Source organism: Candidatus Aquicultor secundus (assembly GCF_002791875.1).
Lineage (GTDB): Bacteria > Actinomycetota > Aquicultoria > Aquicultorales > Aquicultoraceae > Aquicultor_A > Aquicultor_A secundus.
Genome location: NZ_PFNG01000134.1, coordinates 2868 through 4826, shown reverse-complemented (window position 1 = coordinate 4826; position 1959 = coordinate 2868). Strand labels below are relative to the sequence as shown.

Below are 1959 nucleotides of genomic sequence, written 5' to 3'. Positions count from 1 at the left end.
CCTTTTAAGCATGCGCGAAAGAGCTGAGAAGCTGAGAGGAACCCTTGCAATTACTACAGATAAGGGAGCAGGCACAAAAGTAAAGCTTTCCATACCATTAGGGCCCGGGAGTGAACGGTGATGTATAGGATAAAGGTACTCGTTGCAGATGATCACGTAATTATTAGAGAGGGCATTCTTAGCATGCTCTCCAGCTCTTCGGTGATAGAGGTGGTCGGCGAGGCAACAGACGGAGAAGAAGCCGTGAGAATTGCCAAAGCGCTTATACCTGATGTGGTTCTTATGGATATAAATATGCCTAATCTTGACGGAGTTACCGCTACCGAACGAATAATAGCTGAAAACCCACATATCAAAATACTTGTCTTAACGGTATCCGAAGATAGCCAAGACCTTGTAAAAGCAATCAAAGCTGGAGCTAGAGGATACCTTTTAAAAGACACCGATAAAAGTGCTCTTATCAAAGCGATCGAAGCAATTTATAAGGGCGAAAGCATCATCAATCCGGCGATGGCTGCGGATCTTCTGGATGAGTTTAGACATATGAGCAAGAAATCGGAGCGAAAGCCACATCCGCTTGCGACAAAGCTTACAGACAGGGAGCAAGAGGTGTTGAAACTCATGGCTGAAGGATTGGATAACAAAGAGATTGGTAAGAAGCTATTTGTAAGTGAAAGTACGATTAAAAATCACGTAAGCAACATCCTTTCTAAGCTTCAACTCGAAAACCGCATTCAAGCCGCCGTGTTTGCAGCGCACCAGGGGTTTATTAATCCCAAGGAGTAATATTAGCCAACCTGCCTATGTTGTAGTCTGGCTAGCCCCCGTATTTTAGCCACTTAACCCATAGATAATCCCACTGGGGACATTTAGCCTTTAACCATGAAGGTAAAGACTGTTGTGGTGAGCAGATATCCAATGTTCAAAGCGGGCCTTAAGAGAGTTCTTGGGCCGGGTTTTTGCATAACCTCGTTTTTCGATAATGTCGCAAATTTGCTAACGTCCAACATAGATGCAGACCTTATTGTCTTAGATGATAAGGCGTCAAAAGACCTAGCCCTTTTAAAAAAAGGCCCAACTTTGCCATTCTTAAATTTAGCTTAGAGGAAAATGCCGGTTTTCTATACGTGGATACCAAGACAATGCCGCGTGCCGCCCTGCAAAAAGCAGTTTGCATTTTAGCAGAGTCTTTAACAAGCAAAGATCCAAACCAGTCAGACTAATCGAGCGTAGCATACGGATAAAGGAGATGGTATGAGTGTTTGACGTTCAGCAAGGCGAGAAAATTATATGGGAAGGAGATATCGGAGCCGTAACAGACCGGCGAGTGATTTACGTTCTTGAAAGACGGTTGCTAAAACTTATACCGCTGTCAAAGAGTGTGGAAAGCATCCCACTCAGACACGTTACGTCGGTAAAGATGGATTCAACGCGCAATACCGCTATGGGCATCTTGCTTATCGCCTTAGGCATCATAACTCTCATTGTTGGCATCGGCCTTATTCTATTAGTGGCCGGCATAGTAATGCTTATAGGTGAGAATTTCGTTGCAATCAATACTACTGGTGGCGATAAAAGAAAGGTGCGTGCAAAGAAAGAGGCGGGCTCTCAATTTGTAGCCGCAATCAATTCAGCGATATTCGGCCAGTAGGCTGTTGCTAAGCGGCAGCAGCAAATGCCGGCTGGTATTTAAGAGTCTTAATTGCAAGGGCCAAAAATATTATCTTAGATTAGGGAGGATAACAATGAGACGATTCGCAATAAAATCATTTCTGGTGTTAGCGATGTTCCTAACAGTAATTGCAGGTACATCGAGTTCTGCTTTGGCTGGGGTCACGGTTTATTTGAACGGCATTGATCCAGTAGCGGTAGGCAGTGGTGGGCATAATTATTACGGATTCGAATCCACTTCTGCCAAAATAAATGGTAAAACTTACTCTAGTTCACTAAAAGGTGACG

3 protein-coding genes are annotated in these 1959 nt (G+C 44.0%); all 3 read left to right on the top strand.

The features are described 5' to 3' along the window. The first annotated feature begins 120 nt into the window (after positions 1-120). Positions 121-786 carry a response regulator gene (locus COY37_RS05600; RefSeq protein WP_286976651.1) on the top strand — a complete coding sequence of 222 codons (666 nt, stop codon included), beginning with the start codon at positions 121-123 and terminating at the stop codon, positions 784-786. 472 nt (positions 787-1258) lie between these two features. Then, positions 1259-1651, top strand: a complete 393-nt coding sequence (locus COY37_RS05595; protein WP_286976643.1) for a hypothetical protein — start codon at positions 1259-1261, stop codon at positions 1649-1651. Positions 1652-1745: 94 nt separating this feature from the next. Then, positions 1746-1959, top strand: a 214-nt coding sequence (locus COY37_RS05590) for a hypothetical protein (protein WP_286976640.1), incomplete at its 3' end; no start/stop codon positions are given.